Below are 25426 nucleotides of genomic sequence, written 5' to 3' on the forward strand. Positions count from 1 at the left end.
CTCTATTGGTTGTTGTGTTTATTTAGCTTCTTTAATTCATCGAGTACATCAGATACTTTACCTTCAAGTTGATCTATCTTTAACTCAAGCTCATCGTTGTTATCACTAACCATAGAATCAACAAATATTGAATTCACTAACGACAAGCCAAATATACCACCTGTTAATACGATAAAGATAAAATATAAGTAGGTAAAGAAAGCTTTAACTTCTGAGAAATTCTCGGTGATATCTTCAGGAATCTCAAACCATCCCTCAACGGTAAATATTTTAAATATTGAATAGAGCGATATTATTGGATCTTTAAAATAAGGCGATCCACTTTGATGAAAAATATAGAATGATAAAATTCCGATGATAAAAATGTAGATAACAAAACCTATTAAAACAAAAACAGAAGCTTTTAAAGCACGCTGAATGCCTTGTACTAGGTTATTAACATCAGGTATAAATTTGAAAAACCGAAACGCCTTAAAAACCCGCAGTATTCTGAATACTAATAGGAAACTAAAATCAACAAAGCTTAAATTAAATGCGAAAGTAATAAGTGCAGGTACTGAAAGAAGCACTAAAACAAAGTCGAACCTGTTCCAATTAGATTTAAAGTAATTGGTAAAACCATATTCACGAACCTTTATTAATAACTCAATAATAAAAAGAACTGTAATGGAATTATCAACAAGGCCATATATAAAATTTTCTTCGTTTACGGGTAGATAACCACCAATAACTAGAACTACCGAATTGATTAGGATTAGAGATAATATAAACTTATCATTTAAAAACAGCTTTTTTCCCATCTCCTATAGTAATCAATTCGGTAAGTATAATTTATTGTTGTTCGAATAAATTCATTTGATCTTCGTCATCTTCTTGTGTTGGTTTTTCTGGCTCAGGCTCTACTTCCTTTTGTCTTATAGGCTCTAGCTCGTTAATTTTGGATACCTGATAAGTTGATAATCGCTTACCACGAGCTTTAAAGCTTTTTACGCCAATAAATTCGTCTACTTCAACAATTACATTTTCACGTTCCTTATCGTCACCTCCAAATTTTACTTCTAAGCGAGGGTAATCTACCTCAGTAATTCTAACTAGGTACGATTTAGCATGCTCTCCTATAAAACTCTGTTTTTTATTAGAAGCTTCGAGTTGGAATCGCTTGATGTAAAAGTATTTTTGGTCGCCATCGTAGAATGCAACAGACCAAACCTTACCGGGATTAAACTTCTCAATAATATGAATATCGTCTTCGTAATGATTGGTTAAATCAAAACTAGTATGGTAAAATTCGCCTGATTTTGTGATTACTAAAATAGAATCATCTGCATGGAATTCGCCCAAATAATCACCTCTGCTATCAGAGTTTAATCGAAGTACATCTTTATCGAACCAAATTTTTCTTCCACCTAAAGTGGATACACCTTTTTTACGAAGCGCCACTTTCTGAACTTCATATTTTGAAAGAATGTTACCCATGGCACCTCTTCCTTTAATGGCAAGTTCAGCCATATCGTAGTCAAAAACTAAGTTTCTTACTCTAGCCTTAGGGCGAAGAATTACTTTAAGTACTTCGGCCTCTCCATTTGGGTTGGCGCTAAAGTATAATACATCAGAACCAACAGTTCCTTTAGTTACATTATACTCCTTATCGCGCGTTATACCTGTTACCGCAAAACGTTTTACGTAAGTTGTACCTTTTTTACCATCGCGATAAGCTACGTTGTAAATGGTACGTGTATCTGATTTTTTGAATACTGCGAGGTGCATAATTCCCTTACCAACAAAAGCTTTATCAGATACTTTAGTGATTAGGTAGCGACCATCTTTGTAAAACAAAATAATATCGTCAATATCAGAACAATCGCAAACAAATTCATCTTTACGTAGCGATGTTCCCATGAAACCTTCATCGCGATTGATGAATAACTTCTCGTTTTTAACAACTACTTTGCTAGCTTCAATATTTTCAAAACTTCGGATTTCAGTCATTCTAGGATGATCTTTTCCGAAGGTTTTTTTAATATGCTTGTAGTAAGCTATGGTATAAGGGATGATGTTTTCAAGGTGGTTTTTCACTTCAACCATCTCATCATCTAAACCTTTGATATAATCGTTAGCTTTATCAGAGTTGAACTTTAATATTCTACCCATTTTAATTTCAAATAGGGCCGTTAAGTCATCTCTGTTAATTTCTCTTCTGAATTTTGGTTTCCAAGGCTCAAAGCATTTGTCTAAGAAGTCAATAGCTTCATCTTTACTCTCAGAATTTTCGTAGCCAGCTTCTTTATACATGCGCTCTTCAATGAAAATCTTTTCCAATGAAGATTTGTGCCAAGCCTCTTCTAACTCTGACAATCTTATTTCTAACTCACGCGTTAGAAGCTCAACTGTATGGTCGGTATTTTGTCTTAGAACTGAAGAAACGCCCACAAATTTAGGTTTGTTATCTTCAATTAAACAACAGTTTGGCGATATAGATATTTCGCAATCGGTAAACGCATAAAGCGCATCTATCGTTTTATCTGTTGATACATTATTTGGAAGATGAATCAATATCTCAACTTTATCAGAGGTATTGTCATCTATCTTTTTAATCTTAATTTTTCCCTTATCGTTGGCCTTGATGATAGATTCTATAAGGCTAGAGGTATTCTTCCCGAAAGGAATATCGCAAATATTTAAGGTTTTGTTGTCTTCCTTAATAATCTTTGCACGTACTTTAACGGCACCACCTCTTGCTCCATCGTTGTAACGAGATACATCAATCATCCCGCCAGTAGCGAAATCAGGAAAGATCTCGAAAGGCTTGTCCTGAAGGTAGGCTATACTTGCATCAATTAGCTCATTAAAGTTGTGAGGTAATATTTTTGAGGCTAAACCAACGGCAATACCTTCAACACCTTGAGTTAATAATAATGGGAATTTTACTGGAAGAGTGATAGGCTCTTTATTTCTACCATCGTAACTTAATTTCCAATTGGTAGTTTTCGGATTGAAGACCACCTCTTGTGCAAATTTTGTTAATCGGGCCTCAATATATCGAGGTGCAGCAGCTCCATCTCCCGTGGCAACATTACCCCAGTTACCTTGGGTATCAATTAATAAATCTTTTTGTCCGAGTTGTACCAAAGCATCACCAATTGAAGCATCTCCGTGAGGGTGAAACTGCATGGTAAACCCAATAATATTGGCCACTTTATTATACCTGCCATCATCCATTCGGCGCATGGCGTGAAGAATACGGCGTTGTACGGGTTTTAAACCATCGTTAATGTGCGGTACGGCTCTTTCGAGGATTACATACGAAGCATAATCTAAAAACCACTCTTGATACATTCCGCCAAGGTGCGTTATTTTAGTATCACTAGTAGCTAGTTCGTTTTGTTCACTGGCTTCGTTGTTACCTTCGTTATTTATATTCTCTAATTCTTCGTTATTCGGTGTTGTGTGTTCGTCGCTCATGCTTACAAATGCATTTTTAAGGATTGTGTGATCTAGGCAATGTCTTCCTCAACTACGAGGTTATCGATAATAAAGTTTTGGCGGTCGGGAGTATTTTTACCCATATAGAATGTGAGTAGATCTTTAATGCTATCCCCTTTTCGTAAGCGCACTTGCTCAAGTCTAATATCTTTACCAATAAAGTTCTTAAACTCATCAGGACTAATTTCACCCAAACCTTTAAATCGAGTTATCTCAGGACTTGCACCAACTTTTTTCATAGCTGAAATACGTTCTTCTTCTGAATAGCAATAAAAGGTTTTCTTTTTATTACGAACCCTAAATAAAGGAGTTTGTAAAATGTAAACATGACCTTGTTTTACCAATTCGGGGAAGAATTGTAGGAAGAAGGTTAATAGCAATAACCTGATGTGCATTCCATCCACATCGGCATCGGTACTTATAATTACATGATTGTAACGAAGCGTATCTAAGCCTTCTTCGATATTCAGTGCAGCTTGCAATAGGTTAAATTCTTCGTTTTCGTAGACTACCTTACGTGTTAAACCAAATGAATTTAATGGCTTACCGCGTAAACTAAATACGGCTTGTGTTTTAACATCGCGAGCTTTTGTAATGGAACCACTGGCCGAATCTCCCTCGGTTATAAATATTGATGAGTCGAGATTTCCTTCTTTCTGTGTGCTATAGTGAATTTTACAATCGCGTAATTTTTTATTGTGTAGGCTAACCTTTTTAGCTCTTTCACGTGCCAGCTTTTGGATGCCTGATATTGCTTTACGCTCTTTCTCCGACTCCAGTATCTTTTTCATTAAAAGATCGGCCGTTGTTGTATTTCTATGTAGGTAATTATCGAGTTCTGTTTTTACAAAATCTACAACATAATTACGAACAGAAGGACCATTAGGTCCCATATCCTTAGAACCTAATTTAGTTTTTGTTTGAGATTCAAAAACAGGCTCTTCAATTTTTATACTGATGGCTGCAATAACTCCTGTTCTGATATCAGAAACATCGAAGTTTTTATTGTAAAATTCTCTTATGGTTTTAACCAAAGCCTCGCGGTAAGCAATTTGGTGTGTTCCACCTTGTGTGGTATGTTGTCCGTTTACAAAGGTGTAATACTCCTCGCCATATTGATTACTATGTGTCATGGCCACCTCAAAATCTTCACCTTTAAGGTGGATGATAGGGTAGATACCTGGTGAAGTCATGTTTTCATTTAATAAATCGACTAAACCATTTTTCGATTTAAAAACATTGCCATTAAAATGTAAGGCCAAGCCTGTGTTTAAATAAGTGTAGTTACGTAATAAAGGCTCTATATACTCTTCGCGATAGTTGTAACTTCCGAATATTGTGGTATCTGGTTTAAATGATACGAATGTACCATTTTCTTCGCTTGTTGGTTCAATATCAAATTCTTCAATTATATTACCACCACTGAATACTACTTTCTTGCATTCTCCTTCACGATAGGCTATAACTGTAAATATTGTAGAAAGTGCATTTACCGCTTTAATACCAACACCATTAAGACCAACAGATTTTTTAAAAACCTTAGAATCGTATTTGGCTCCAGTATTCATTTTTGAGGCTACATCAATAACCTTACCTAGTGGAATACCTCTACCATAATCTCGGATTACAACTTCTCCTTCAGCTACAGTAACTTCAATTTTTTTTCCAAAGCCCATCATATATTCATCGATGGAGTTATCCATTACTTCTTTTAGTAATACATAAATACCATCATCGGGGTAGGAACCATCGCCAAGTTTACCAATGTACATTCCTGGTCTTCGTCGGATGTGTTCTTTCCAATCGAGCGTTCTAATCGCATCTTCAGAATATTGTTGAGACATATTAAAGTACTTTTGCTAATTGAGTTTGAGGAACATTTATCCGAAGTGATGGATAAAAATTCCCCCAAATATAGTAAAAGGGGCGAATGATTGGTAATTCTTTTTTCAACATGTAGTGTTAGGTACTTCTGAAAGCCTTAATTTTTCAGGGATTCAAGCTATGTTAACAAGTTGTTTTGTTGTACCAATATTATTAAGTTTTCTGAGCAAAACACTCTGCTGTTATACATAATTTGGAGCTCTAAAATGGCCTAATTGTGTTCTTAATTAATATAACAACGTGCTTGAGATGCATAATGGCTTACTAGAGTAGCATATTGACCTATAAAAGGCTTATAATGGGGTGTGAGAGTATCATAATGAGCTGCTGAATACACATAATGTGGTGTAAAACCCGCATGTTGTCATGAAAAAGAGTCATACTGTCATGAAAAAGTAATTTTATCTTGTGTTTTACTAAAAAGATGGAGCGTATAAAAACAACAAAAGGATGCTAAATTAATAACATCCTTTTGATATTTTAAGTTATGCCTTAGGGCATTTTGTACATGTATGCATTGATATTCATGCCGGCTCCTACAGAAGTCATCATAACATTGTCGCCGCTCTTTAACTCTTGTCCTTCAATTTCACCTCTACAAATAAGATCAAATAAAGTTGGAACAGTTGCTACTGATGAATTACCAAGTGATTTAATAGTCATAGGCATAATGCTATGGTCGATATTGCGCTCGCCATACAAACGATAAATACGCTTAAGAATGGCTTCGTCCATTTTAGCATTAGCTTGATGTATAAGCACTTTGTTTACATCAGTTAATGTCATATTGTTAGCATCTAAACACTCTTTTGCAAGCTGTGGAACAGTTGTAAGTGCATAGTTGTATAAACGACGACCAAACATTTTTAGGTATAGATGATCGCTCTTCAACTCAGGATTGTAAGATTCGTTCATCTGTAAAAGGTCAATGTGTTCTTCTGTGTCTGTTCTGGTTACGTGCTTAAGAATTCCAACAGGTTCTTCGCTTTCAACTGCTTCAAGTAATGCAGCTCCTGCTCCATCAGCAAATATCATTGAATCTCTATCGTGTGGATCCATCATGCGTGTAAGTGTATCGGCTCCTATTACTAGGGCGCTTTGTGCATCGCCCGATTTAATGTAATAGTTAGCCTGTACCATTGCTTGAGTCCAACCTGGGCAACCAAAAGTGATATCATATGCGACACACTTTGGGTTTTTTATCCCCAATTTTTTCTTTACCCTTGAAGCTAATGTGGGTAATATATCAGGAAATTGACTTCCGTGTTTAACATCGCCAAGATTATGAGCAACTATGATATAATCTAGTTTTTCCCTATCGAAGTTTGCACTTTCAATGGCTTTTTCACCAGCAAAGGCAGCAATATCAGAAGTAACGTGGTTTTTATCCGCTACTCTGCGTTCAGCAATATCAGTAATTTGCTCAAACTTTTCTACAATCTCTTGTCCGGGTGTTTCAATTTTACTACCATCCTCGTTAAGGAACTCTTGGTTTGTAAAATCCATGTTTTTTACCACTACAGGTGGGATATATGACCCCGTTCCGGTGGCAACAGCATAAATTTTCATTGTCAACTTTTTCGATTTTACTAAAAAGATATGGCTCTTGCTAGAAAGCGATATCTGTATTTTATATAATAATATAGAAACTGGATTTAGGTAGTATCTATTTTATTGTTGTTTGTAATATTTTAATTCAAATGTTTTTCCATCCCACTCTCCATAGGTGAAGTATTTAACCCAATCGCCCAGGTAAATAAATCTACTATTTTGGTTAAAGGCTTGGTCGAGCGCTAAATGACGATGCCCAAAAATAAAAAAGTCATAATGTTCCTTTTTCAATATTTCGTTGGCGTAAAGCATTAACCATTCTTTGTCTTCACCTAAAAAGTCGAAACTTGCGGCTTCTTCATTCTGAGTTCTACTATGTGTAGACCATCGTTTTGCAAAACCTATGGCAAAGTTAGGATGTAATCGTGCAAAAAGCCACTGGCAAAAAGGATTAACAAACATTTTTTTTAAAATGTTGTAAGTTTTGTCGTAAGGCCCTAATCCATCGCCATGTGCTAAGTAAAACTTTTTGTCTCCAAAGGTTTTTACTAAAGGCTCTCGGTGCACAATAACCCCTGTTTCTGATGGGAGGTAATCATAAACCCAAATATCATGGTTGCCAGTAAAGAAATGAACCGGAATACCCGAGTCAGTTAATTCACATATTTTTGCAAGAACTCTTACAAAACCTCGTGGAGCAACATGTTTGTACTCGTGCCAGAAATCAAATATATCACCCAGTAAATATAGCTCTTCTACATCGTGCTTAATGGAATCGAGCCACTCTACAAATCTTTTCTCGTGTGCTTTAGGATCCTTTATTGATGGCGCTCCTAAATGTACATCTGATGCAAAATATATTTTCTTCCCTTCTTTAACTTCAGTCATATTCCCTCTACTTGCAAATCAGATATTGTAACGCTTATTTTAGTAATTCGTTCAGCTTCTCATCTAAAATTCTACCAAATAAGTCTTTTCCAATAATTTCTTGGTCTTTGCTTATTAAATAGTTTGCTGGTAAGCGTTGAATATTATAGGTGCGAGCAGGGCGCGATGCAGTGTATTGTAAATCACTAACGTTTATCCAAGGTAAAGCATCTTTTTCAATGGCTTCTTCCCACAATATTTTACTTCTATCAAGTGAAACTTGATAAACCACAAAACCTTTGGATTTATACTTATCGTATATCTTTTTTAAACGTAGATTCTCTTTTCTTGATTCTGCATCCCATGAGGCCCAAAATGATACCAATACCATTTTCCCTTTAAGGTCAGACAGACGGTGTTCTTTTCCATCCAGATCCTTCTCGTTAATGTCTGGTATGTTTTGTGGGGCTTCGTTAAATAGTTTTGCTTGCGTAGCGGCTGCCCTTTGCTCCTTTTTAATGGTTAAAACAAAATTGGTAAGTTGTTTTACTCTTGGCGACTCAGGATATAATAAACCTAAGCTTGTTGCAACTGCTGAAAATATATTTTGATCCTTTTTGTCATAAGGATTTAATATTAATGAGGTTTCATTTAAGCGTTGAAATATAGCGTAGTAACTTGCAAAAGAACGAGGATTAGTCATTACAAAATCATAAATAAACTGTTTTTGCTGTGTTACTAGTTTCTCAATATCTTCAATAAGCGCTTTTCTTTTCTCTACATCATCTTTATCAGTAGCATTATATACGTTTGATAAGCTATCTAAACCACTAGTAGTTAAATCTAACTTTCGGTTTAAGGTTTTTACATACGATGATCCCATTGAATTTTTAACCGAGTAATCGCTCACAAATGAATCCATTTCAGCCTCAATACCGATGTTCTCAGTTGTATCTCCTAATAAAGTAATGAAATTTTTGTCGTCTAACTTTAACAAAAAGAATGATGGATATTCAAGTCGAGGAAGTGAGAACTTAAATTGTCCTTTTTTATTTATCTCAATAGAATCTACTGTTGATGTTCCATCAAGGTTTAATTCCTCTAGGTAAATTGTTTTATTAGCGGCATCAGTTATTTTTCCTTCTATCACGAAGGTGTTATTGTTTGAGCACGAGAATAAAAATAGGATAGAAGAGAATATTATAGTGGCTTTAAGAAAATTCATCATATTTTTTAGTGTGTTATTTTGTCGGATTCTAATTTTTCAAAATTTGTCAAATATATTAATATTTTTTCAAGTGCTTCTATATAAAAGTTATTGAACTTGCTTGTTTAGGTATTCTTTTACCGTGATGTTTAGTTCAGTTCCCCATTTATCGCATAAAATGATGATTCCTTTATCAGTTACTAAAAAATTCTGAGGTAGTGATCGTACTCCCATATTTCTTAATTCGTTCGCCTTTGTTCCATTTTGATTTATTAAATGGTAGTATGGAATATTGAGTTTTTTCACTTCATTATTCCATGCTTCCTTATCTGTGTTGTAAGCTATCATTAATGTTTTTAAGCCAGAGTATCCATAGGTTCGCATTAAGGTTCTAATCTCTTCAAGTTTATTAATGCTGGCACTATTTTTATAATCCCAAAGTACAATGTGAATTAGCTTCCCATTTATATCATTAATATCAAATGGGTCATCCCAATATGTTTGGGCTTTTATTTTTGGATATTTTGCTCCTGCACTATAACGTTCTTTTGCTTGTTTAAGTGCATATATTTGCAAAATATCTTTATCGTATTTATCGAAAATGGGTTTTAAATACGGAACGCTGATTAGTTCTTCTGCATTTTCAAAAAATAGTAATAAATCATCTTCTAAAGTGTATAAAGATATATTTCCATGTTTTTGTTGCAGTGCCCAATATTTAGTGATTAAAGAATTAGAGTTATCTAATATTTTCTCCGTTTTCGATCGATAAACTTTTATTACGCTGTCTTTTTTATTCTCGATTCTCTTTAAAATGGAGTCATTTTGGATTTTTCCAACTTGATTGTGTAGTTCTTTGGTAACTAAATCGATATCTTCAGCGAATAGTTTTTCATTATATTCGATACTCCATAATTCGTTGTGAAGTGACGAATTAATACTGGTTACAGTTTTAGCAACGTCTTCAGTATTGAATCGAAGCTCAATATAATCGCTTGGTTCTAGAAATAAATTGATATGATTTGCAGAATCTACTTGTAAAAAGTAAAAGCCAGGATCTTTTATCAAACCTTTTTCAATGCTAAAAGTTCCATCAATTGCAATTTGAAAAGAATCAATTAATTCAGGTTTAATCGTATTATTATAAAGTTTAATAATTCTATTCTGATGATTCTGTACAATCCCATGTAAAAGTGGTGTTTCGGTAGTAACTACCTCGTTACACGAAATAACAGTAAACGATACAATGATGAATAAAATGAATTGATGCCACTTGGTTTGCATAACTATTAACCTATTTGCAAAGTTGTTTAATGATTGATGTATGTTGAGGTGCGATCTTAATAAGAGCATCTTCAGAAGCCATTTCAAAATCGCTAAAATCAAAGCCCGGAGCTACTGCACAACTTACTAGGCTGTATCCGAAACTCCCTTTTATTGTTGCCGCAAACCAAAGGTTGGGTTCTACCGTGAATTGTAATACCCCATTTTCGGAATCAGATACCTCTACTGCAGTATAATTTGCCTTTGAGTTAATTGTATGGATTATTATAGGCTGCCCCTGATGGAAATACCAAACTTCGGGAGACTTAATTTTATGAAAGCCTGAAAATTGATTTCCTTCTAATAAATAATAGATTGACGTTAGCGCATTTCTGGCTCCATTAAACGCTGTTGGTAATCCTTCTTGCTTAAGTAGCATATCAGATCTATAGGTTTCGCAAAACCATCCACCTTCAGGGTGAGCTTTAAGATCGAGATTATTAATAATCTGCTCTGTTCTGCAACCAATATATGTTGAAGGAACATCTATCGGATTATCATCAACATATTTTTGAAGTATAGCTTGTGCTTCTGCTAATTTTTCTTCCCAATGTTTTATTGAGTTCTCACCAATAATATCTGTAACACATTTAATTCCTATAAAAGGTAGTTTGTGCGATTTACAGACTCTTGCAACAGCAAACGATTCCATATCAAAAACATCGCCAGTGCCATCTGCTTCGGTTAAAAATGCATCACCAGTATTGCAAGTACTATCAAACTTCCAATTGTCAAATAATCCAATCGTATCTAGCTCAGCACTAAAGTCTTCTTTGCAAGGAACGCCAAAAGCTTGTAGTTTTTCCATATCTCTATCCACAAATGTTTTGCACAAATGAACGGAGCCTATCTTATATTGAAGCGTACCAGCGGTACCTATGTTTAAAACTAAATCGGGTTTATAGCAAGCTATCGCTTTTTCAACTGCAATGGCTGCCGAAACTTTGCCAACGCCTGTAATACAATAATTGAAACTACAATTAGGCATGTTTACGCTAACTCTTTCCTCTTTTACTGCGTAAACAATTAGAATATTTAACATATACTTGTTTTATTTGCTATTTAGGTGGTAAAAGTAAGTAATAATCTTTTAATGATTAAGCTATACCCCATTATCTTGAATTAACTTTTAATTAATAGTATTTAAATCAATAAAACCATTAATATGAATTTATTAGCAGTGCTAAATATTATCATTCTTAATATAGTTGTGCTTTTGGCATTGAGTTACTTCTGGAGTCATTGGACTTACAAGTTATTTAAGCCGTGGCAATGGCTTGAGGATGTAAAGAATAAGGTTGTAAATAAAAAAGTAATTAAATTAGAACGAAGCTTTAAGGATAAGAATAGGTTTTATTCTTTTTGGTTTCAGCTACGCCAAATTGAACAAAACAATATTATTGGTTCTTTAGCAGAAGTAGGCGTTTTTAAGGGAGAAACAGCAAAGCTGATGCATAATATTTTTCCTGATAGAAAATTGTATCTATTTGATAGTTTTTCTGGGTTTCCAAAGCAAGTTATAAAAGAAGATTGTGATGGTACCATTCGTCCACAAACGGTTAACTTCTCTAACACAAGTAAAGAGAAAGTACTTACTTATATTAATGGAAATGAAAATATTATAGTTAAAGAAGGAATCTTTCCGGATACCGCAGTTGACTTAGATGATGAATCTTATGCCTTTGTACATCTTGATGCTGATTTGTTCCAATCCACTTATGATGGATTTAAATATTTTTATCCAAAACTAGTGGCTGGAGGAATGATTTTGGTGCATGATTACAATCATAATTGGGAAGGTGTGAAGAAAGCCGTAGATTTATTTGAAAAAGAAGTGCCTGAGCAATTTATTGCTTTAAATGATATGTATGGATCAATGATTTTGGTAAAAAATAAAACCTAGAGTATGAAAAAAAGGATATGCCTAATTGTTGCTATTTTTCTGATTGTTACTTATTCGAGAGCACAGGATACCACACATTATACAACGAAACCAAAAGTGGGTTTGGTTTTAAGTGGAGGTGGAGCTAAAGGGATTGCTCATATAGGTGTTCTTAAGGTTCTTGAAGAGGTTGGAATTAAACCTGATTATATCACAGGAACCAGTATGGGAAGTATAATGGGTGGTTTATATTCAATTGGATATAGCGCTTATGAACTCGACTCTTTAGTAAGGGTTATTGATTGGAATCAGATGCTTTCAGATAAAATACCACTTAGTATGGTAGTTCCTGTGGAGAAGCACGATTATAATAGATTCTTACTTACCTTTCCACTTGAATTAACAGGACCGAAGCTACCTGATGGACTAATAAGCGGGCAAGGTATAGCGGAAGAAATGAATCATTTAACCTGGCGTGTCGCTCATTTAGATAGTTTTGATGATTATCCTATACCATTTCGCTGTGTTTCATCAGATCTCATATCGGGTAAACCACATGTTTTTGATTCTGGTAGTCTGTCAACAGCCATGAGAGCGAGTATGGCAATACCCTCTGTTTTTTCTCCGGTTCGAATCGATTCGATGCTTTTGGTTGACGGGGGCGTATTAGACAACTTGCCTGTTGGTGTTTGTAAAGATCTAGGTGCCGATATCATTATTTCAGTAAATGTTGGTTTCGAAGATAAACCGAAGGCCGAAGATTTTAGAACTATTACTGATATTATGATGGGAGCCGCCATGATTAGTAGTAGTCAAGAGGTGGATAGATCCTTGGCTGAAACAGATATACTGATTACCCCATCCTTAACCGGATATACTGCCGGTAGTTTTACTTCAGGTCCGGAGATTATCGACCTTGGAGAGCAAGGGGCAAGAAGAATGATTGATGAGCTTAAAGAATTAGCAGTTTATTTAAATCAGTTTCCTGAAACAGATGCGAGTGCAGATGTGCAGTCAAATAAGAAAGTTGAAAAATTATACATATCTAAAATTAAGCTTGATAGTTTACAAACCTTAGACAAGAAGTTTGTTTATGGTAAATTTGGGCTCGAAGAAGATAGAAGCTACTCTAAAAAAGAAATAAATGAAGGCTTGCACCGCTTGATTGGAACTCGATACATCGATAATGTTGATTATTCAATAGCACCGCTAGATTCGGGATATGCCTTAACCTTAAAACCTGCTGAGTCAAACAGGTCAAAGCTTAGTGTTGGAATCCATTACGATAATAACCATAAGGCAGGCGCTACAGTAAGTGCTTCTTTTCGTAATTTATTATTGCAAGGATCTCACTTTAAAACTACGGTTGATATTTCGGAATATCCTAGGTTAGCCACTGATTTTTATGATTACATAGGAGTAAAGCAACAATATGGTATCTACGGAAAACTAAGATGGGAAAACACTAAAGTTCCTGTTTATTATGAAAATGGTACCGAAATTGGCAACTTCGTTAATACTTTCTTTGATGCGAGAGCAGGAATGTTTTTGTCTCCTGGAACAAGTGGTATTCTAAGCGTAGGTGGTTTTTATAGAACAAACTTAGTGCATTTTGGAAAAGGATTACTGGATATTATTTCTGCTGATTTGGATAAGGTAGGGAATCGTTGGTGGGGGTTAAATTTAAGTTATAATAAAAATACTTTGGACAAACAGTTTATGCCTAATAGAGGATCTTACCTGAACGTAAATGTAGATATGCCTCTCGATTTTGCAGAAGTTTATAAAGGACCCGATTCGCTGAAACACGAGGTGGCTGAAATATATTATGTCCCTTATAATCATTATGTAAAAGCTTCTCTTGAATATAAACGCCATCTGCCTTTGAGTAAAAAGTTTAACTGGATTGTTGGTGGCTCAGCAGGTTGGTCATCAGCATCCTTACCGTTTTCAGATTTATCTTATGTAGGGGGTATAAGGTCTATAACACGTACTAATGATGTGAGCTTTTACGGCTTAATGCCTCGCGAATTAATGACGAGTCAATATTTAATATTGTCTTCTGATATTCGCTATAATGTTTTGCCTAGTTTATATATTCACGGTGTAGTAAATATGCTCGATTCCTATAACGAACCTCATATTAGTTTATATTCGGATGCAGGTTCGTTGGAAGGAAAAGTATTTTTATGGGGTGGTGGTCTTAAAGTAAGTTACGAGTCTATTTTGGGTCCCATTGAAGTAGGGTATGGTATAAGTACGCTCCATAATGCCGCACGATGGTACGTTGCAGCAGGATTCCCTTTTTAAGTAACTAGTTAATTTTATCGTTTAGTGTTTGTTTTGCTAAAGGATACTATCTTTGAAATGAGTAATTAATAATATATGAAGAAGCAAATTGTTTTTTTTACAGGTGCAGGAATGAGTGCTGAGAGTGGTTTGGCTACCTTTAGGGATATGGGTGGTTTATGGGAGCAATACGAAATAACTGATGTAGCAACGCCTGAAGCCTGGAGTAGAGACCAGCAATTGGTTCTCGATTTTTACAATCAGCGCCGTAAGCAGTTACTCGAATGTGAGCCTAACAATGGTCATCGCCTGATTGCTTCTTTAGAAACAGATTATGATGTGAAGATTGTAACTCAGAATGTAGACGACTTGCATGAGCGAGCCGGAAGTACGGATGTGTTGCACCTGCATGGCGAGTTAATGAAAGTGAGAAGTACTAAAGACGAAAGCTTGGTAAAACAACTGGATGGTTGGGAATTGAAACAAGGAGATTTGTGCGAAAAAGGGAGTCAACTTCGACCGCATATTGTCTGGTTTGGTGAGGCAGTACCAGAAATGGATAATGCCATTCCTATTGTTCAAAGTGCCGATATATTTGTTGTTATTGGCACATCCTTAAATGTATATCCTGCAGCTGGATTGGTTGATTTAGTAAAACCAGGGGCTAAAATATTTGTAATCGATCCTAATTCACCTACCGTAAATAAATCTGTAACTAATATATCCGAAATTACCTCAAAAGGGATGGAAGAACTTTTGAAGTATTTATAAGTTAAAATCAAATCTATGAAAAAAATTATATGTGTTGTCCTAGTAATTGTTTGTATAAGTTTTGCGAAATCAAACGCACAAGATTTTAGAGCCGGAATACTTGGAGGTGCCGTATTTAGTCAGATAGACGGGGATAATTATGCAGGTTTTAATAAGCCTGGTTTCGCATTAGGAATGTATGCTGCACGACAAATAAATACGCACTGGTTGGCTCAGTTCGAAATACTTTACACCCAAAAGGGGGCTAAAAATGATCCAAACACTGCTTCTCTAGGCACTTCAACAGAAATTTATAAAGCATCACTTGATTATATTGAAATACCATTGTTTGCCCGTTATTATCTAAATAAATTTTCTTTTGATGCCGGTGTTAGTTATGGTGTTCTAGTACGTTCAAAAGAAGAAGATCAATATGGAGAGATTGACGCAAACCCTTTTGAAGATCATGAATGGGCCACTCTCATTGGGGTGAATTATCAGATAAACTCTCGTTTATACGCAAGTGTGAGATGGGCTTATTCAATAACCCGTATAAGAAAAGCTTATGAGGGCGAGTACGATTGGCAGCCACATCCAATTTGGGGTAATAAATTTGGTCAGTATAACCACAATGTTTCTGTTATGCTACACTATCAGTTTGAGAAGTTGTTTGCATCTAATTAGTTATTTATTTAGAAGAATAGGCCAAGGTAAGGATACTAACCTTTATGTCATCAGTGTTAGCAAGCGCATTATAGCATGCTTCAATTGTTGCACCTGTGGTTAATACATCATCTATTAATAGTATGTGTTTGCCTTTTAATTTATGTTTATCGTTTATAGAGAACATCTCTTTAGATGATAAGTAGCGGCTAAACCTATTTTTTCGTGTTTGCGACTCTGTATTATGCGCTTTAACTAGTGTGGTATTGTCAATGGGTAAATTGGTTTTTTCCTGTATTCCCTTTGCAATCCATTCGCTTTGGTTGTATCCGCGTTTAAAAAGTTTTTTAGGGTGTAAGGGAACGGGTATCAAAATATCAATTCCTTTTAACGAATGTGTTTCTTCTAATTCATCGGCAAATATATGCGCCAGTTCTTTCCCTAGCTCCTTTTCTCCTTTGTATTTGAGTGTATGTAACATTTGTTGTGTACTATTCTCCTTAGCGTAAAATAAGAAGCAATGCACATGTTCAATATCAATTCTACCCCATAACGATTGCTCAGCAGGGTTTGTTTTTACCATGTTAAAATAAGTGCGAGGTAACTTCTTATTACACTTGCCACATATGTAATTTTCGTGTTTATACAGTGAGTTGCTGCATAATTCGCAATTGTTTGGAAAGAATAGTTCAAAGAAACTTATTAAGAATTTCATTATGGGTTAAGGCTTTGTGTTGAAAATACTAAACATTTTTGTAAAGAACAATTGCTTATAACAAGATGCAATTCTGTGCTTTAATAGGAATTTTTTAAAAGTTCGTTTAATGTTTCTTCGAATAAAAACTGGTCGAGACTTGTAGTTGCTTCAATCGTAAAACTCATTTTTTTTCATTTTTGAGATATTGATTTACGATTTAACTTATTTGTAAACTGGTTTTAACACACAGTTTACATTAGTGTTATATGTTTGTAGTGTTAATAATCTACAAAACAATACTAAAATGAAATCAAGTTTAATAATAACATTATTCGCAGCTGTATTAGTTCTTTCATCATTTAAAGGAGAAAAGAATGTTGACGCTGCCCCTGTTGCTGCCAATACTATCTCAGGTTCAATAATGGATAAGGAAACTGGAGAATTTCTTGCAGGAGTTGAAGTTGAACTTGAAGGTACTTCAAAGAAAGTATATACTGACTTTGATGGAAACTATTCTTTTTCAAATGTAAAAGATGGTGTATACAAAGTAAAAGCGCATTTAATTTCATATAAAGAAGAGTCTTTAACGAAAGTTGAGGTTGCTAATGCAAGTTCAAAAAAGATGGACATTAAATTAGATCAAGCTCACTAGAAGCTGATAAAATATATTAAAAATCCCCTGTATGATAGATTCATACAGGGGATTTTTCGTTTGAAGTAAATACTTAGATGCTAATTAAGGTGAACATTGGGAGCAAACCTCTGATATAAAATCATTGTATTGTGCAAAGTAAAATAGAAACCGTGTAATATTATTTATACACTGGGCTTATTTTGATTTTATCTTTTTGTAAAAATATTTACCATATGAATCACTAACTGGAATGATGTTGTTTTTTATAGTGATTCTATTTCGTTCAATCTTTTCAATTTTATTAATTGAAACCAGAAATGAATTATGCACTCTACAGAAATTATCAGAAGGAAGAATTTTCGCTAACTCTTTAAAGTTTTGTAAAGTCATAATGCTTTTATTCTCAGTTACTATTTTACGATAATCTCCCATTCCCTCAATGTACAAGATACAAGACGTATTAATTCCCTCTAATCTGTATTCCGTTTTTATGAATATTTTCGAGCCTACCTTAGTCGTTTTCTGTTTTTCAAGTTCATGTTGAACTTTATTAAAAGCTTTAATAAATCGATTAAATGTTATTGGTTTTAAGAGATAGTCGCATACTTGCAATTCATAACCTTTTAAAGCATAGTTTTCATAGGCTGTTGTGATTATTACTTTTGAATTTATTGAAGTAGATTCAAGTAGTTGAATGCCACTCAACTCTTTCATTTCAATATCTAAGAATATTAAATCTATAGAATTTGAGTTTATAAAACCTATAGCATTAATACCTGAACTGAATGTGTTAATAAGATTCAACTCAGGTATTTTCTGAATGAAAATTCTTAGTTTTTCAATAGCCAATGGTTCATCTTCTATTATAATGCAATCAATCATCAATTTAAATTAATTTGAAGTTTAATAGAATATTCATTGTTCTCTTCCGTAATTTTCAATTCGTGCTTACCTGGGAAAAGTAATCTTAGTCTTTTTCTGGAAATCATTAAGCCCACACCCTTAGTGTCTTTATTATCTGGTTTTTCCATTACTGTATTTGTACACTCGAATACTAGCTTCCCCCTATCCTCTGAAATTGCTATTTGAAGTTTCTGACCTTCTTTATTTAAGTTGCTGTGTTTAAATCCATTTTCAACAAATGGAAAGAAAAGCATGGGAGGAATTAATACATTATTTGATATATGACTTGTAAAACTTATACATTCAGGATTTATTAATCGAATAGTCTCTAGGTCAATGTATTTGTTCAGGTTGCTAATTTCTTTGTTTATCGAAACCAATTCATCTTCGGTTTCATATACAACATAGCGTAACAAATCTGAAAGTTTTGAAAGAAACGCTGATGCTTGTTCAGGATTTGTCAATATAAGTGAATCGATATTGTTGATTGAGTTAAATAACAAGTGTGGATTTAACTTCGATTTTAAAGTACTTAGTTCACTCTGAAGGTTCTTGTGCTCCAAGTCTTTCTTTGATTCTTTACTTGAAACTGAATCAAAGATATTTTTGCATAAGACTCCTAAGATACTTGCTAAGAAAGCTAAAGTACTACAGGTAAACCATCCTCCAATTACCTGTGATGGATAAGTAAAGATTTCGCGTTTATATATAATGGAAGCAGGAATGGCATGAATAACAAAATATGATACAGGTTCAATAATTAAAATAGTTAAGGATGCAAGTAATAAAAAATTCTTCCTTTTATCTTTTCTCCAGTATTTTGGAATCAAATAAGAATAGAAAATATAGAAGCTTGAAAATAAAACTGCCAAAAGAGAAAAAGACCATAATGTAATATCTCCTAAAGTAGTGACAAAGCCTTCGGGAGGAGCAAGATATCTACGAAAACCGAAAATATATACAAATGATATTATCAACATCCACACAGGACTGTTAACTAGAAAGAAAAGCATTTTTTTGTTCATGATTTGAAATTTTAATTGTTTAACATGAAGCAAAAATCATCTGAAATTTCTTTATTTTCAAAACTAATCTGTACATGGAAGAAGTATATCTGTATATTGGTTAATTATGTCCTTTGTCTAATTTTTTAGCTTGTGTATAGTTACCATCTCAATATAAGATCTTTCGAATTTAAAGAAGTAAGCGTTTTTAATTCGTTTATTACAAGCTTTGCTATACCATCTAACAAAAGTATTACTTGTTTTTTTAGTGTCTGTGTGCAACACCTAATCTAAGCAACAAAGCCCAGCTAAATAGCCGGGCTTTGTAATATATCTTCAATTAAGAATTACTTCTTTAACAACTCAACCACTTGGTTGAATACGTTTTCGCCAGTAAATCCGAATTTCTCATCTAATACAGTGTAAGGAGCACTATAACCAAAGTGGTCTAATCCCCAAACAGCGCCATTCTCACCTACCAAACCTTCAAGGTTAACAGGTAAACCAGCAGTCATACCAAAACGAGGTACACCCACAGGTAATACTTCTGCTTGGTAAGCTTTATCTTGGTTACGGAACACACCTTCAGAGATAGCAGAAACAACTTGTACGTTTAAACCTTTTTCAGCTCTTAACTTAGCAGCACCATCAACTAAAGTAGCAACCTCAGAACCGCTAGCTACTAACACAACATCTGCATTTTCAGCTTTCTCAACAATATAAGCTCCTTTTTTAGCTTGTAAAGCTGTTTCGTAGTTGCTGTTTGGTAAGTTCTTAATGTTCTGACGAGATAAGATTAAAGCTGTTGGTGTTTTGGTATTTTTCAATGCCATTTCCCAAGCAACAGTTGTTTCTTCAACATCAGCCGGACGTAATACTAAAGTAGAATTCTCACCTTTGTGATTTTTTACTTTTTCCATCAAACGAATTTGAGCTTCTTGCTCAATTGGCTGATGTGTAGGACCATCTTCACCAACGCGGAATGCATCGTGAGTCCATACATATTTTACTGGTAACTCTTGTAAAGCAGCAATACGGATTGCAGGCTTCATGTAGTCAGAGAATACAAAGAATGTACCTACAACTGGAATAACACCACCGTGTAATGCCATACCATTAGCAATTGAAGCCATAGTAAGCTCGGCAACACCCGATTGTAAGAATTGACCAGAGAAATCTCCTTTTTTGAATGATGAAGTCTTTTTAAGGAAACCGTCTGTTTTATCAGAGTTTGCTAAATCGGCAGAAGAAACAATCATGTTTTCAACTTGCTCAGCAAATGCACCTAATACAGTTGCTGAAGCAGCACGAGTAGCAGCACCTGCTTTTTGCTCAATAGCAGAAAAATCTAATTCAGGAGCCTCATCAGAGAAGAATTTAGCAAACTTAGCAGCTAAAGCTGGATTTGCTTTTTCCCATTCTGCTTGCTCTGCTTTTTTAGCAGCAGCATATTCTGCTTTTTTAGCTTGCGCTGATGCGTACATTTCTGCAACATCATCAAAAATAGCGAAAGGATTGGTAGCGTCGCCACCTAGGTTTTTCACTGTGCTATCAAAACAAGCACCAGCAGCAGATAATGGCTGACCGTGTGTAGAAACCATCTTTTCGAATGATGATCCATCAGCAGCAACAGCACCTTTACCCATAATTGTTTTACCAATAATAAGGAATGGTTTTTCGGTTTCAGCTTTGGCAGCATCCATAGCTTTGCGGATTTCGTCGGCATTGTTACCATCAATAGTCATTACTGACCATCCCCAAGCTTCGTATTTTTTAGCAGTATCTTCAGTAGTTACTTCTTCAGTCGTTGTTGATAACTGAATATCGTTAGAATCGTAAAACATTACTAGGTTATTTAAACCTAAGAAACCTGCAATACGACCAGCACCTTGTGAAATCTCTTCTTGGATACCACCATCAGAAATGAAAGTATAAATATCGTGAGACATCCACTCGCCAAAACGCTCTTTCAAGAATTTTTCAGCAATAGCAGCACCAACAGCCATAGTATGTCCTTGTCCTAGTGGACCAGAAGTGTTCTCAACACCTCTTGCAAAATCAACCTCAGGGTGACCTGGTGTAGGACTTCCCCACTGACGGAAATTAGCTACCTCTTCAAGGCTATAAGTTCCTGTTAATGCTAATTGTGCATATAACATTGGAGACATGTGACCTGGATCAAGGAAGAAACGATCTCTGTTTACCCAATTTCTATCGCTTGGATCATAGTTAAGGTACTCAGAATAAAGAATGTTGATAAAATCGGCTCCGCCCATTGCACCCCCTGGGTGACCTGATTTTGCTTTTTCAACCATTGCTGCAGATAATAGTCTAATGTTGTCTGCTGCTCTGTTAACTGTAACGTTACTCATCTTTCTAATTAAATTTTTGTTTTTAAAATTTTCCACTCTTGGCAGTTTACCCCTATGATCCTTCATGAAAAACGCTGCAAAGATAAGTTTAAAGTATTTAAACACACAACTTGAGGTGAGAATATTGAGTTGTTTTTAGTAAATAATAGTTGGCAAATTAGTAATTGTACAGATTGGTTTATTTACAGGATTAAATATGTTAAGCTATATTGGATTTACCCCCTGTATGTCACTAAAGATATTTAACACAAATTTAGTGCATTATGGTTAATTAGTCTCTTTCCACTTTTGTTTAAAGCTATTTAACAAATAAATATAATGATAGTTGAAACTTATACAAGGTGATAGCGTATACAATGGTTCGTAATCTAAAATTAATCTCACATTTTTTTTAAAATGAAAAAACAAGTAACATTTATACTTCAATCAAAAGGAGGTGTAGGAAAATCAGCTTTAGTATATTTATTAGCTAATAAGTTATCGGATGAGTTTTATCAGACTTTATTTATAGATATGGATAATGAGACCAATACTTCTATGAGGCAAGTAAAGTTTGCACCAACTCAGACTTTTAATTTAATTGACCCAAACTCAAGAAGCATTGACAGGGCCTTACTAGAGCGTTTCTTTGAAAGTTTATTGAGTGAGCAAAAATACGATAAGTACGTATGTGATTTTGGAGCAACAACATCGGAGCAGTTTGGGATATACGCTTCAGAGGAAGAGGGTAAACAGATTTTAGAGGTGCTGCCAGAAATGAATATCCATTTACATATTGTTTGTGTTGTTGCTGGTAGAAATGCTTTTAAGGCGTCGATAGATTATTGTGAAATACTTTTTAAGAATGTGGGTAGTAGAGCAAAGAAATCAATAGTGTTAAATCATAAGTTTCCATTTTCTGAGGATCAATTAAGCTCAATTAACCAATTTGCTGACACTGAAAATGCTGAGGTTATCGACTTTGATATGATATCAGGTCATATGACTAGTCCAACGGAGGAACTGCATGAATTAATGGAAAAAGGAGAGCCACTTATTAAAGCCGGTAGATTTACTCAAATTAGAGTAAAAACAAATATGGATAAGCTTGCGCTTACTGTATAGGGTTTATACATAATACTTATAGAAGAAAGCTTTTCCATTTTTGGTTAAGCTTTTTTTTTGTTTTATACGCCATAACTCTATGCGCAACTTAATTGGTAGAGATTTTGATTTTACCTTTAATAGATAGTTTCGCTTTCAACGCTATTTTTTATTATTGAGGCTTCCGTTTTGGTAAATAAATATAAGAATAGAAGGTTTTGACAGTAATTCATAAGTCACTGATAGTTTTAAATAAGTACTAACTACAATTTGTGCCACATATTTGCAGTGTAGAATATGAGAGAGTACTTATTGAGTTTATGAAGTCTGCAGTATTAGGATTTGTTAATAAGTTTATAAATCGCACAGGACGAATAAAGATGTCCTCAAAATTTCAATATATAAATGTAGTTAAGTAGTAGTTAGTAGTGTTTATAAAAGGATCTGGAGAAACGTCGTCAGGTCCTTTTTTTGTTAATGATTGACGATCTCACTAGGTGACATTCCGAAATAGCGTTTAAAAGCATTACTAAAATTACCGATAGAGGAATAGCCTGTTTTTATGGCTACTTCTGTTACCGATATTTTATTTATTAATAGCTCCATTGATGTATCCATTCTTAACTTAAACACAAAATCATAATACGTGGTTCCTAAAATGCTCTTAAAAATACGTTGAAATTTACTCTCACTCATATTTAACTCTTCAGATGCTTCCTTAATATTCGGTAAGGCTTCGATATTATCATTTAAGGTTCCCATGAATATATTCAATTGTTTTACATCGTTTGGGTGTACATTGTGCTCATGTTTCTCTTCAGAAATAGTTTGAAAAACTTCTGAAAAGAATATATACATCAACTCAATGGCTTTTATCTCAAGATAGGTGTAACTGCATTGGGTCTGAGTTTCTATTTCGTTAAAGAGTTGTGTTAAAACAATCTTTGAATTAGAATGAATTGAAGTGCGTAAATATAAATTGTTTACTGAACTAAGGTTAGAAATTATGGTATTCGGAAATGTTATGGTTTTAATTAACTTATCATACCATGCTTGATTAAAGGTGATCAGCAATAGCTTGTACGATATATTAGGGAGCCAAACTCTTATTCTATCATTGTTTTGAGTAAATGCAGTGGCTCCTTCTTCAATGAGTTCGCCATTTATGGTTTTTCCTTCTTCATGGGTGTCGGATAGGTTAAAGAACAGGTAATATTCGCGCAGACTTTCCTTCGAATAGCTCCACTTTCCGAGTAAGGGGTTTTTTATGCATATTTCTATGGTACGAATGATCAAGCCATTTTCAATATTGTACTCCTTAATAGTACCTTTACCATACTCCTTCTTTATGCTATAACTATTATCATCAACCTTATTGCATAATACATCGGTTAAACTTTTGAAGCTATTGGTGTTGCTAAATGTAAAATTCATAGAAAGGCAATTGAAGCTGTTTGTATAATAAAAGGGTATTGTATTATCAAAACGAAGTTTGGTAAAATATGTTTATTAGAACTTATTTTAAAAGAAGCACTGCAACTTTAGCGGTGTTGAATATCATCAATCTAAATTTCTAAGTCATATTATGCTGAGAAAAATTCTTATTATTGCTATTCAAAAATATTAACCCTATGCGCAACATATTTATTATTGGTAATGGCTTTGATTTAGCTCATGGTTTAAAAACGAGTTATGGTGATTTTTTGGATGATTTGGAAAAGAAGATAACAGGGAAGCCTAAAGACTTTCTTGATATTATAGTTCTTAAGAGAACTTCTGGTTATAAGATTAGTTTTATGGAGAGAATTAATGCCATGTTTAAGAATAAATTCTTAGAAATTTTATTCCGAAATAAGGAACATCCTAATTGGAGCGACGTGGAGTATTTATATTATAAGATGCTCAATCAATATAATAATAGAGAACAAAATGAAAAGGATTTTGGACGTGCCTTTAGTTATAGTACATCAAAAGATTTAAATAAGGATTTTGAGGTTGTTCAAAAATACCTTCAAGCCTATTTATTGGAGCAGCAAAAGGAAATCAAATTAATTGATGGTTACCAACAATTATTCAATAATTACGATAATAAAAGTAAAGGTACTCTTGTGTTAAATTTTAACTACACCAATACTGTATCTATGTATTTAAATAATTGCGAGCATATCGAACTTATTAACATTCATGGAGAGTTAGAGAATCCTGATAATCCGATCATATTTGGTTATGCAGCAAGTGAACAAGAATCTAAAGAGTTATTAGACAAGAATGACACAGAACTACTACTCAATATAAAAAGGTACAATTATCATTTAACTGATAATGAGTATAAGTTAAATCAGTTTTTAGATAGGAGATTAAGTCCATTAATGGTTAATATACTTGGTCATTCATGTGGGGTTTCTGATCGTTTAATTCTAAGCGAAATATTTAATAATGAAAATGTGTCAGGTATAAGACAGTATTATTATAATGGGCATGCGGGTTATAAAACAACAGCTATTAATATAGCACGTATTATTGATGATTATTCAAAAACAGATCCTTCAGTACATAAATTTATTAAGCTTAAAACTTATCCTCAATCTCACCCTATCCTACAATGTGAAGATATGTATGACCGATCTATTATAGATTTTGATAAGACGAATAAAGACTTTGTAAAATATTGTGAATCTACGGAGAAGGTCGATAGAATTCCTGTTAAAACAGGTACTCGTAGTATACGTATGAGAAATAATTAGTTATATAGGAAGACAGTTTCTGCTATCATATTTATATTTTAACCCAAATAAAATTCCATCAAAATATCCCCTATCCCAAACATAATCCTA

General features: G+C 34.2%; 20 protein-coding genes. 7 read left to right on the forward strand and 13 right to left on the reverse strand.

Features of this window, described 5'->3' with window-relative positions:
* Nucleotides 1-2 precede the first annotated feature (2 nt).
* From A8B35_RS15135 to A8B35_RS23605, 8 genes are all read right to left on the reverse strand, one after another.
* On the reverse strand, nucleotides 3-800 hold the full coding sequence (locus A8B35_RS15135; RefSeq protein ID WP_075603387.1) for an ion transporter: 798 nt from the start codon (nucleotides 798-800) through the stop codon (nucleotides 3-5).
* 31 nt (nucleotides 801-831) lie between these two features.
* On the reverse strand, nucleotides 832-3462 hold the full coding sequence (locus A8B35_RS15140; protein ID WP_075603388.1) for a DNA gyrase/topoisomerase IV subunit A: 2631 nt from the start codon (nucleotides 3460-3462) through the stop codon (nucleotides 832-834).
* A 32-nt stretch (nucleotides 3463-3494) separates the two neighbouring features.
* Nucleotides 3495-5327, reverse strand: a complete 1833-nt coding sequence (locus A8B35_RS15145; protein ID WP_075603389.1) for a DNA topoisomerase IV subunit B — start codon at nucleotides 5325-5327, stop codon at nucleotides 3495-3497.
* Between the two features lie 532 nt (nucleotides 5328-5859).
* Nucleotides 5860-6936, reverse strand: a complete 1077-nt coding sequence (locus A8B35_RS15150) for a 3-oxoacyl-ACP synthase III family protein (RefSeq protein ID WP_075603390.1) — start codon at nucleotides 6934-6936, stop codon at nucleotides 5860-5862.
* Between the two features lie 102 nt (nucleotides 6937-7038).
* Complete coding sequence (locus A8B35_RS15155; RefSeq protein ID WP_075603391.1) at nucleotides 7039-7806, reverse strand: UDP-2,3-diacylglucosamine diphosphatase; 768 nt, start codon at nucleotides 7804-7806, stop codon at nucleotides 7039-7041.
* 34 nt (nucleotides 7807-7840) lie between these two features.
* Nucleotides 7841-9013, reverse strand: coding sequence for a TlpA disulfide reductase family protein (locus tag A8B35_RS15160; RefSeq protein WP_075603392.1), 1173 nt, complete (start codon nucleotides 9011-9013; stop codon nucleotides 7841-7843).
* An 87-nt stretch (nucleotides 9014-9100) separates the two neighbouring features.
* The gene (locus A8B35_RS15165) at nucleotides 9101-10276 is read right to left on the reverse strand and encodes a TlpA family protein disulfide reductase (protein WP_075603393.1); all 1176 of its coding nucleotides are present in this window, start codon (nucleotides 10274-10276) and stop codon (nucleotides 9101-9103) included.
* 10 nt (nucleotides 10277-10286) lie between these two features.
* Entirely contained in the window at nucleotides 10287-11357 is a 1071-nt protein-coding gene (locus A8B35_RS23605; protein WP_075603394.1) for a cupin domain-containing protein, read from the reverse strand.
* 123 nt (nucleotides 11358-11480) lie between these two features.
* On the opposite strand from A8B35_RS23605, the gene A8B35_RS15175 reads away from it, so the two are divergent.
* From A8B35_RS15175 to A8B35_RS15190, 4 genes are all read left to right on the forward strand, one after another.
* Nucleotides 11481-12218 carry a TylF/MycF/NovP-related O-methyltransferase gene (locus A8B35_RS15175; protein WP_075603395.1) on the forward strand — a complete coding sequence of 246 codons (738 nt, stop codon included), beginning with the start codon at nucleotides 11481-11483 and terminating at the stop codon, nucleotides 12216-12218.
* Between the two features lie 3 nt (nucleotides 12219-12221).
* Nucleotides 12222-14507, forward strand: coding sequence for a patatin-like phospholipase family protein (locus A8B35_RS15180; protein ID WP_075603396.1), 2286 nt, complete (start codon nucleotides 12222-12224; stop codon nucleotides 14505-14507).
* A gap of 75 nt (nucleotides 14508-14582) precedes the next feature.
* On the forward strand, nucleotides 14583-15257 hold the full coding sequence (locus A8B35_RS15185; RefSeq protein WP_075603397.1) for an SIR2 family NAD-dependent protein deacylase: 675 nt from the start codon (nucleotides 14583-14585) through the stop codon (nucleotides 15255-15257).
* 15 nt (nucleotides 15258-15272) lie between these two features.
* On the forward strand, nucleotides 15273-15920 hold the full coding sequence (locus A8B35_RS15190) for a porin family protein (protein WP_075603398.1): 648 nt from the start codon (nucleotides 15273-15275) through the stop codon (nucleotides 15918-15920).
* A gap of 4 nt (nucleotides 15921-15924) precedes the next feature.
* On the opposite strand, the gene A8B35_RS15195 is transcribed toward A8B35_RS15190, so the two are convergent.
* The gene (locus A8B35_RS15195; RefSeq protein WP_075603399.1) at nucleotides 15925-16614 is read right to left on the reverse strand and encodes a ComF family protein; all 690 of its coding nucleotides are present in this window, start codon (nucleotides 16612-16614) and stop codon (nucleotides 15925-15927) included.
* Nucleotides 16615-16900: 286 nt separating this feature from the next.
* Here A8B35_RS15195 and A8B35_RS15200 point away from each other — a divergent pair, with 286 nt between their 5' ends.
* On the forward strand, nucleotides 16901-17248 hold the full coding sequence (locus tag A8B35_RS15200; protein WP_075603400.1) for a carboxypeptidase-like regulatory domain-containing protein: 348 nt from the start codon (nucleotides 16901-16903) through the stop codon (nucleotides 17246-17248).
* 177 nt (nucleotides 17249-17425) lie between these two features.
* Here the strand turns inward: A8B35_RS15200 and A8B35_RS15205 are convergent, their stop codons facing one another.
* From A8B35_RS15205 to A8B35_RS15215, 3 genes are all read right to left on the reverse strand, one after another.
* Complete coding sequence (locus tag A8B35_RS15205) at nucleotides 17426-18112, reverse strand: LytR/AlgR family response regulator transcription factor (protein ID WP_075603401.1); 687 nt, start codon at nucleotides 18110-18112, stop codon at nucleotides 17426-17428.
* Entirely contained in the window at nucleotides 18112-19158 is a 1047-nt protein-coding gene (locus A8B35_RS15210) for a sensor histidine kinase (protein WP_075603402.1), read from the reverse strand. Before A8B35_RS15210 ends, A8B35_RS15205 begins: the two co-directional genes overlap by 1 nt.
* Nucleotides 19159-19484: 326 nt before the next feature.
* Nucleotides 19485-21509 carry a transketolase family protein gene (locus A8B35_RS15215; protein WP_075603443.1) on the reverse strand — a complete coding sequence of 675 codons (2025 nt, stop codon included), beginning with the start codon at nucleotides 21507-21509 and terminating at the stop codon, nucleotides 19485-19487.
* 396 nt (nucleotides 21510-21905) lie between these two features.
* Between A8B35_RS15215 and A8B35_RS15220 the strand changes: the two genes are divergently transcribed.
* Entirely contained in the window at nucleotides 21906-22613 is a 708-nt protein-coding gene (locus A8B35_RS15220) for a nucleotide-binding protein (protein WP_075603403.1), read from the forward strand.
* Nucleotides 22614-23066: 453 nt separating this feature from the next.
* Here the strand turns inward: A8B35_RS15220 and A8B35_RS15225 are convergent, their stop codons facing one another.
* Nucleotides 23067-24026 carry a helix-turn-helix transcriptional regulator gene (locus A8B35_RS15225; RefSeq protein ID WP_075603404.1) on the reverse strand — a complete coding sequence of 320 codons (960 nt, stop codon included), beginning with the start codon at nucleotides 24024-24026 and terminating at the stop codon, nucleotides 23067-23069.
* A gap of 197 nt (nucleotides 24027-24223) precedes the next feature.
* On the opposite strand from A8B35_RS15225, the gene A8B35_RS15230 reads away from it, so the two are divergent.
* Nucleotides 24224-25336: an AbiH family protein gene (locus A8B35_RS15230; protein ID WP_075603405.1), complete on the forward strand. Its 1113-nt coding sequence runs from the start codon at nucleotides 24224-24226 to the stop codon at nucleotides 25334-25336.
* Nucleotides 25337-25426 lie beyond the last annotated feature (90 nt).

It is taken from the genome of Saccharicrinis aurantiacus, from assembly GCF_001660705.2.
GTDB lineage: Bacteria > Bacteroidota > Bacteroidia > Bacteroidales > Marinilabiliaceae > Saccharicrinis > Saccharicrinis aurantiacus.